Origin of the sequence: Kitasatospora sp. NPDC127111, assembly GCF_042677465.1 — a bacterium.
Lineage (GTDB): Bacteria > Actinomycetota > Actinomycetes > Streptomycetales > Streptomycetaceae > Kitasatospora.
Window position 1 is genome coordinate 20832 of record NZ_JBHXTG010000097.1, and the last position, 7750, is coordinate 28581.

Annotated in this window: 7 protein-coding genes; 4 read left to right on the plus strand and 3 right to left on the minus strand. The window is 74.6% G+C overall.

The features are described from left to right. Window positions 1-38: 38 nt before the first annotated feature. Both ACFVHB_RS36200 and ACFVHB_RS36205 read left to right on the plus strand, forming a co-directional pair. Window positions 39-1958: an aminotransferase class V-fold PLP-dependent enzyme gene (locus ACFVHB_RS36200; RefSeq protein ID WP_380330980.1), complete on the plus strand. Its 1920-nt coding sequence runs from the start codon at window positions 39-41 to the stop codon at window positions 1956-1958. 74 nt (window positions 1959-2032) lie between these two features. Next, the gene (locus tag ACFVHB_RS36205; RefSeq protein WP_380330983.1) at window positions 2033-2896 is read left to right on the plus strand and encodes a hypothetical protein; all 864 of its coding nucleotides are present in this window, start codon (window positions 2033-2035) and stop codon (window positions 2894-2896) included. Between the two features lie 100 nt (window positions 2897-2996). Here ACFVHB_RS36205 and ACFVHB_RS36210 read toward each other — a convergent pair whose 3' ends face one another. Continuing rightward, entirely contained in the window at window positions 2997-3968 is a 972-nt protein-coding gene (locus tag ACFVHB_RS36210) for an oxygenase MpaB family protein (protein ID WP_380330986.1), read from the minus strand. A 200-nt stretch (window positions 3969-4168) separates the two neighbouring features. Then, on the minus strand, window positions 4169-4546 hold the full coding sequence (locus ACFVHB_RS36215) for a VOC family protein (protein WP_380330989.1): 378 nt from the start codon (window positions 4544-4546) through the stop codon (window positions 4169-4171). Window positions 4547-4701: 155 nt separating this feature from the next. Between ACFVHB_RS36215 and ACFVHB_RS36220 the strand changes: the two genes are divergently transcribed. Next, window positions 4702-6336 (plus strand): purple acid phosphatase family protein, encoded by a 1635-nt coding sequence (locus tag ACFVHB_RS36220; protein ID WP_380330992.1) that lies wholly within the window; start codon window positions 4702-4704, stop codon window positions 6334-6336. Window positions 6337-6502: 166 nt separating this feature from the next. Here the strand turns inward: ACFVHB_RS36220 and ACFVHB_RS36225 are convergent, their stop codons facing one another. Next, window positions 6503-6784, minus strand: coding sequence for a hypothetical protein (locus ACFVHB_RS36225; RefSeq protein WP_380330995.1), 282 nt, complete (start codon window positions 6782-6784; stop codon window positions 6503-6505). 220 nt (window positions 6785-7004) lie between these two features. On the opposite strand from ACFVHB_RS36225, the gene ACFVHB_RS36230 reads away from it, so the two are divergent. Next, complete coding sequence (locus ACFVHB_RS36230) at window positions 7005-7604, plus strand: dihydrofolate reductase family protein (RefSeq protein ID WP_380330998.1); 600 nt, start codon at window positions 7005-7007, stop codon at window positions 7602-7604. Window positions 7605-7750: the final 146 nt, after the last annotated feature.

Below are 7750 nucleotides of genomic sequence, written 5' to 3' on the forward strand. Positions count from 1 at the left end.
GCGTCAGACACTCTGTCAGTTCAAGCGACGATTATCGGATGATCACCTCTACCTTGCACCGCACCGAACGGTCCCACCCCGGCGAGCACCCGGCCGCCGGCCCCCTCCCACCCTCCGACCCCGCACCCACCGAGCCGGCACCCGCCGATGCGGCGGGCACCGACCCGACACCCGCCGACCCCGCACCCTCCGACCCCGCACCCACCGACCCGGCACCCGCCGATGCGGCGGGCACCGACCTCCTCGCCCGCATCCAGGCCGGACTGATCGGCGAGGGCGACCTGCTCGACGGCCCGTACGGCCCGCGCCGGATCACCTACGCCGACCACACCGCCTCCGGCCGCCCCCTCGACTTCGTCGAGGACTTCGTCCGGGACGCCGTCCTGCCCCGCTACGCCAACACCCACACCGAGAGCTCCGGGAACGGCCTGCGCACCGGCCGCCTCCGCGAGGAGGCGCGCGGCCTGATCCACCGCGCCGTCGGAGCCGGCGACGACCACGCCGTGCTCTTCTGCGGCTCCGGCACCACCGGCGCCGTGGACCGCCTGGTGGCCCTGCTCGACCTGCGCGGCCCGTCGCGTCGCGGCCGCCGCTACGCCACCCCACTGCCGGAACACGACCGCCCGGTGGTCTTCGTCGGCCCCTACGAACACCACTCCAACGAACTGCCGTGGCGCGAGTCGGCCGCCGACGTCGTGGTGATCCGGGAGGGCGCGGACGGCCGGCTCGACGAGGACGACCTGCGCGCCCAACTGCTGCTCCACGCCCACCGACCGCTGCGGGTCGGCAGCTTCTCCGCGGCCTCCAACGTCACCGGCATCCTGGCCGACACCGACCGGATATCCGCCCTCCTCCACGCCTACGGGGCCCTGGCCTGCTGGGACTTCGCCACGGCCGGGCCCTACCTGCCGATCCGCGTCGCCGAGTCGTCCCCCGGCCGCGGCGACCACAAGGACGCGGTGATGCTCTCGCCGCACAAGTTCGTCGGCGGCCCGCAGACACCGGGCGTCCTGGTCGTCCACCGGGACCTCCTGGGCGGTCCGGTGCCGACCGTGCCCGGTGGGGGCACCGTCTCCTACGTCGGCCCGGCCGACCACGACTACGTCACCGACCCGGTCGCCCGGGAGGAGGGCGGCACGCCCGCCGTCGTCGAGTCGATCCGCGCCGGCCTGGTCTTCGCCCTCAAGGAGGACGTCGGAACCGGCCTCATCCACGCGCGCGAGGAGGCCGCCTGGTCCCGGGTGCGGGCCCGGTGGGGTAGCCACCCCGGCCTGCGGTTGCTGGGGCGCACCGACGTGCCCCGGCTGCCCGTGGTCTCCTTCCTGGTCCAGGACCGGCGCCGGCCCGACCGCTACCTGCACCACAACTTCGTCACGGCGGTGCTCAACGACCTCTTCGGGATCCAGGCGCGCGGCGGCTGCTCCTGCGCCGGCCCGTACGGGCACCGGCTGCTCGGCATCGAGGCCGAACGGTCGGCCGCCTTCCGCGAGGTGATCGTCGGTCAGCGCCTGGAGGGCATCAAACCCGGCTGGACGCGGGTGAGCTTCCCGTACTTCACCACCGACGAGGCGCGGGAGTACGTCCTCGCCGCCGTGGAGCTGGTGGCCTCCGAGGGTGACCGGCTGCTGCCGGACTACGCGTTCGACCCCCGCACCGGGCTGTGGCGCCACCGCGCCCGCCCCGCCGGGGAACCCGGCGTCCGGCTGGCCGACTTCCCCGCCCGGTCGTGGCAGCGGATCCGGGCGACGACCCCGCCGGGGCCCGCGCCCGCCGCCCTGCACGAGCAGCTGGAGCAGGCCCGGGCGGTGCTCGCCGACCGGCCCGAGCCCCCGGCCGAGGCACCGGCCGAGGCGCCGGCCGGACTGCCCGCCGCCTTCGAGGCGCTGCGCTGGTTCCCGCTGCTGCCCGCCAACCTCGTGCCCCTGGACGCCTCCGGGCAGCACGGCCCCGGCCGCTGAGCCCACCGTCCTGCCCCGTCCTGTCCCGTCATCCCCAACCCGCTGTCCCACCCCGACGCATCTGGAGCAATCCCGTGTTCAGACACCGCCGAACCGCCCTGCTGACCCTCACGGCCCTCGGCGTCACCGCCGGAGCCGCCGTACTCGCCGCGCCGGCCGCCCACGCCGCCCCCGCCTGCGGGCGGCCACCGGTCCAGTACTCCGTGGACGGCGGCGCCAACTGGACGAACAGCGGCACCATGCCGGCGCTGTCCGGCACCGTCCAGGTCCGGCTGGCCGGCCAGCCCGCCGCCGGCTGCGACTACCGCGTCTCCCTGGGCTCGTACGAGACGCAGGGCGCGACCTGGGCCACCTCCGGGCGGCAGACCTTCCTCGGCTGGGCGACCACGACGCTCACCCGCGAGCACTACCGCGATGTGCTCGACCTCAGCGGCCACCTGCCCCGGTGCTTCGGTGAGTTGGCGCTGTACGGAGTCGGCGAGAAGTACGACGGGAGCGACGGGGACCACCCCCTGCCGCACTACCCGGACGAGCCGTTCTCCGGGATGCTGATCGCCTCCTGGAACGGCGGCACGGCCTGCCCGCCCGAGCCGACCGGCAGCCCGACGAGCCAGGCCCCGGTGACCCCCACCGCTCCGGCCACCGGCACGCCGACGACGACCCCCGCACCCACGCCCGCACCGACGACGGCGGGCGCCACCACGGCCGGGCCGGTCCCCGCCCCGGCCGCCGCCTCGACGTCGTCCCCCGCCGGGCCCGGCTCGACGCAGCCGGGCCCGAGCCGGGCCTCGGCCGCCTCGGCCACGGCCGTTCCGGCGCTGGCCGCCACCGGGGCCGACGACGGCCTGCTGACCGCCACGGCGGTGGGCGCCACCGTGCTGGTCGCCGCCGGTTGCACGGCCGTGTACGCCGGCCGCCGCCGCGCCGCCCGCCGCTGACGGTGCCGGCGCTGTCGGGTGCCCGCCGGGGGAGGGGACCGTCCCCGCCGCGGTCGGTCGACCCGATCCCGGGGGTCCGCTTCGCCCCGTCGCCGGCCGGCTACCGAGGGCGTTCCGGCGGGCGGCCGGGCCCGCCGCCCGTCGCCCGGCCCGTCGCCACCGCCCCCGCCGTCCGGACTGTCCCCGCCGCTCCGGCCGCCTCGGGCGGCGGGGACATGGCCCAGCGGATCACCCTGGTGACGCCGAGGCCGCCCAGCCGTGCGGCGGGCTCCTCGACGACCGGGACCCACGGCAGGCGAAGCTCCCGCCGGGCCCACCCGGGCAGCAGTCCGACCGCCGCGGCCGCCAGCAGCCCGTACGGCGGGCGGGCGACCCACGGCAGGGGCGGCTGGAGAAGGAGGAAGCGCGCGACGTCGCGGGCGGCCGTCGTGCCGCGCAGTTCGGGCCGGTACGCCGCGAGGCACGCCGCCAGCTGCCGCTGGTCACGCGGCGGGTCCACGACGCCGAGCGCGCGGGCCACGGTCGCGGCGTCCTCGACGTATCCGTCGTACGCCTCCTCGTCCAACGGCCGCGCGCCGTAGGACCGGTGCGCCCGGAGGAAGCTGTCGACCTCGGCGGCGTGGACCCAGCCGAGCAGGTGTGGATCGGCCGCCCGGTACCGCTGCCCGGACGGCGTCGTGCCGCGGATCCGCTCGTGCACCTGGCGGACCCGGTCGACCGCCCGCTGCGCGTCATCGGCGGTGCCGAACGTCGTCACCGCCAGGAAGGCGCTCGTGCGCTGCAGCCGGCCCCACGGGTCGCTCCGGTATCCGGAATGGGCGGCGACGGCCGCCATGGCCACCGGGTGGAGCGACTGCAGCAGCAGGGCCCGCAGGCCGCCGACGAACATCGAGGCGTCGCCGTGGACGACGCGGATCGGACGCTCCGGGCCGAACCAGCGGGGGCCGGGCGTGTCGTGGATGCGACTGCGGGTCGCCGGTCCCTGGGGACCCGCCACCCGGGCGAACAGCTCCGCGCCGAGCCGCCGCCGCACCGTGTCGAGCCCCGGGGCCGTGGGCCATCCGGTGCTCACGTCACCCACTGTAGGCCCGCGCCCGGTCGGCCGGGGCCTCCCGCCGCCACCCGATCCACCGCTCCCGATCCGCCGCGTCCCGATCCGCCGCGCCCCGACCCGCAGCACCGCGATCCGCCGCGCCCGATCCGCCGCACGCGATCGGGAAGCGGGCACGACACCGGCCGCCGCGCGCCGGCCCGCCGTCCTGCCGGAGCGGCTCAGTCACGACGGGTGAGTTGCTCCAGGTAGTGCGGGTTGTGCATCACGCCGAGGATGTTGCCGAACGGGTCGAGCACGGCTCCCGCCCGGAAGGCGCCGTAGTCGCGCAGCGGCTCGTGCTCCTTCGCGCCGAGCCCCAGCAGCCGCTCCATCACCGCGTCGACGTCGTCGACGTGCCAGTAGGCGACGACGCCGGCCGGGGCGCTGGGGGTGCGCGAGATGCCGAGCTCCTGCAGGTGGTCACCGAGCCGGAACTCGATGTAGTCGGGCCGTTCGAAGTACGGCTCCACACCCAGGACTTCGGTGTACCAGGTGCGCGCGGCGGCCAGGTCGTCGGCGTGGTAGCGGAGGGTGGCGAGGCCACGGAAGGTCGTCATGCGAGCCACTGTGCCCGGCATGTAGGACAGCTTCTGTCCTCCTCGCCCTCCCGGCGCCGAAACGCCCGCGGAGATTGTCGAACCGATCGACTCGGCATGTCCATGCCCGTTAGAGTGCGGCGACGTCAACTGTCCATCCGGGGGAGTGGGGTTCGATGACCATCGCGCGCAGATCGGTCCTCAAGGGCTCGTCGGCGGCCGGCGCCGCGCTGGTGGCGGGCGTCGCATCCGCCCAGCCCGCCCCGGCCACCGAGCCCGCACCGGACGCGGCGCCGAACGCCGGCCCGCTGCTCCAGGCCACGCCGCACCGTCTCGGCGCGCCCAGCGTGACCGGGCTGCACCTGCAGTTCGGCACCGACGCCTCGTCCGAGATGGTCGTCTCCTGGATCACCCCCCAGACGGTGCGCCGTCCGCACGTCCGGCTCGGCTCGCCGGACGGCAGCCTCGGGCGGGTGGTGGAGGCCGAGACGCGAACCTACCGGGACGCGCTCTCCAAGGAGGAGACCTACGTCCACCACGCCCGGCTGACCGGACTCCGCCCGGGCACCACCTACCTCTACGCGGCCGGCCACGACGGCGCGAACCCCGAGACGGGCTCGTTCACCACCGCCCCGCGCGGCCGGGCTCCCTTCACCTTCACCAGCTTCGGCGACCAGGCCGCCCCCAACCTCCGGCGCCAGGTCAAGTTCCCCGACGGCGTCCCCGGACCGCTCGGCAAGTACCCGGTGTTCACCAGCAGTCAGGTCGGCACCGCGCACTCCGCCGACATCGTGGCGGCCGTCGAGCGGGTCGGCCCGCTGTTCAACCTGGTCAACGGCGACCTCTGCTACGCCTCCTACAGCGGCCGGCACGGTCAGAGCCGAACCGCCACCTGGGCGGACTGGTTCATCAGCAACAGCCGCTCGACCCGGCTGCGCCCCTGGATGCCCTGCGTCGGCAACCACGAGAACGAGGGCGGCAACGGCCCGCTCGGCGCCCTCGGCTACCAGACCTACTTCACCCTGCCCGACTCCGCGGCCTCCCTGGACGAGGAGACCCGGGGCATGTGGTACGCGTTCACCGTCGGTTCGGTGCGCTTCATCAGCCTCGCGAACGACGACGTGGCGATCCAGAACAGCGGCGACAGCTACCTGCGCGGCTACTCCGGCGGAGCCCAGCAGCGCTGGCTCGAACGGGAGTTGAGGGTCGCGCGGGGCAGCCGGGCGATCGACTGGATCGTGGTCTGCATGCACCAGCCGATGATCTCCAGCTCCATGCACGGCAGCGGCAGCGACCTCGGCATCCGCGAGACCTGGGGCCCGCTGTTCGACGCCTACGGGGTCGACCTGGTGGTCAGCGGCCACGAGCACTACTACGAGCGCTCCCACCCCGTCCGCGGCACCCTGCCCAACGACACCCGCACCCCGGTGCCGACCGGCACCCGCAAGGACCTGGCCGACACCGGCCGGGGCACCGTCCACATGATCATCGGTGCGGGCGGCAACGCCGCGACCACCCAGGACGACCTGTTCGAGCAGCCCAAGGGCCGGGTGGTCATCGGGCTGGAGGACCCGAAGCCGGGCGCCCCGTACCGGGAGTCGATCTGGCTCACCGAGGACGCCCCGTGGGCCGCCGTCCAGGACCGCGAGAACACCCACGGCTTCGCCGCCTTCGACGTCGACCCCGGCGACCGCCGGAGCGGGCGCACCCGGATGCGGGTCACGTACTACACCTTCAACGGGCCGCACGGCGATCTCACCCCGGTGGACACCTTCACCCTGGAGCGCAACCGCTCCGACACCCGGGACTGACGCCGCGCCGGGGGAGCGGGATTCGACGCGCCGGTCGGACGCCGTCCGGGCGGCAACCGCCCGGTCGTACCACCACCGGACCGACCCGGGCGATACCGCGGCATGCCCGGCAGGTGGCCCGGGTGGTGGCGCGCTTCCCGGCGGGGCTCCCACCCGGTGGCGGGGGTCAAGCGGAACGGACGGCCCGGTCGCAGTCCCGGCAGACCCGCCCGGTCCCGTCCCACTTCGGCGGGTACCAGGGGGAACCTGGGGCGGTGGGCCGGTAGTCCACGGTCTGCATCCGCCGGGTGTCCGCACCGCACAGAGTGTGGTCGCCGGGGCCGCCGGCCCCGGACGGGTCGGACGCGGCCGCGTGCACGGCGCGCACACCCTCGACGTACTGCTCGCCACTGCTGCCGAGGTGGTCCACCCGCCGGAGCTCGGGTTCCAGAAGCACGATCAGGCTCATCACCCCACCCTCGGCGGGTGCGGGCCCCGGCGCATCCGGGACCGGGCCGTCAGGGCTAGGTAGTTCGTTTTTTGCCACCGGCCGGACCGAACAACGGCTCAACACGGCATACCGGAGCAAGGAGCGGATGATCCAGGCGAAGCTACCCAGCCGGCTGGTCCTATCCCGTTCATGATCATAAAGTGGTCTGACCTAATGTCAGCTCTTCAGGAGACCACTCGTGCGCAAGCTCGTGTACTTCATCGCCGTTACCCTGGACGGCCACATCGCCGCCCCCGACGGCGGCGACCCGACCGGCCCGGACGGCTTCTGGCCGATCGGCCCGGACTATCTGGAGCAGGTGGTCACCGAGTACCCGGAGACACTCCCCGGTCCGGCCCGTACCGCCCTGTCCATCACCGCCGAGGGCACCCACTTCGACACCGTGCTCGAAGGCCGCCACACCTACGAGATCGGGGTGAAGGCCGGCATCGACGACGCCTACCCGCACCTCAGGCACGTGGTGTTCTCCCGCAGCCTGACCTCCGTCCCCGGCGCCGCCGTCGAGCTGGTCGGCACCGATCCGGTCGAGAAGGTCCGCGAACTCAAGCAGCAGGACGGCAAGGACATCTGGCTCTGCGGCGGCGGCGAACTGGCGGGCCTGCTGCACCCCGAGATCGACCGGCTGATCGTCAAGCTGTCCCCGCTCACCACCGGCGCCGGCGTCCCGCTGTTCGGCCGCAACACCGGCTTCGACGTCCGGCAGTGGGAGCTGACCGCCCACACCGTCCTGCCGAGTGGCGTCCTCTTCCTCACCTATGACCGGCCCACGGCTGCGTGACATGCCGTGCGGACGACGGCGACCCGCTCGACCGCTGATCGCCTTGGCCAGGCCCAGGTCCAGGCCCAGGTCCAGGTCGAGAAGGGCCGGCCGTGCTCGGCCGGCTCGGGCAGCGTGAACGTCGGCGGCCCGCCCCCCGGCGGGCT